We start from the raw sequence: 582 nt of genomic DNA, 5'->3' as shown, positions 1-582 counted from the left end.
CATGACTTTTGTGCCTGTTGAGAATCGTTATGCTTCGATGCCGTATCGGCGGGTGGGGGCCAGCGGGCTGCTGCTGCCGGCGGTGTCGTTGGGGTTGTGGCACAACTTCGGTGACGACAAGGCGTTCGAGGTGCAGCGCGACATCCTGCGCCGGGCGTTCGATCTGGGGGTGACGCATTTTGATCTGGCGAACAACTACGGTCCGCCGGCGGGGAGCGCGGAGACGAACTTCGGCCGGCACCTGAAGGACGACTTCCGGCCGTTCCGTGACGAACTGGTCATCTCCACGAAGGCCGGCTACGGGATGTGGCCGGGCCCGTACGGGGAGTGGGGATCGCGGAAGTACCTGCTGGCGAGCCTGGACCAGTCGCTCACGCGGATGGGCCTGGAGTACGTGGACGTCTTCTACAGCCACCGCCCCGACCCCGATACCCCGCTGGAGGAGACGATGGGTGCCCTCGATACCGCGGTACGGTCGGGGCGGGCCCTGTATGCGGGGATCTCCTCGTACTCGCCGGAGCGCACGGTGCAGGCCGCGGCGATCCTGGCGGAGCTGGGGACCCCGTTGCTGATCCACCAGCC

General features: G+C 66.8%; 1 protein-coding gene. It reads left to right on the top strand.

All coding sequences use genetic code 11. The features are described from left to right. Window position 1 precedes the first annotated feature (1 nt). On the top strand, window positions 2–582 hold a 581-nt coding region (locus AC4D2O_RS19130; RefSeq protein WP_490908989.1), incomplete at its 3' end, for an aldo/keto reductase.

It is taken from the genome of Arthrobacter sp. TJ-238 (assembly GCF_058269215.1).
This window is presented reverse-complemented; position numbering and strand designations above follow the sequence as displayed.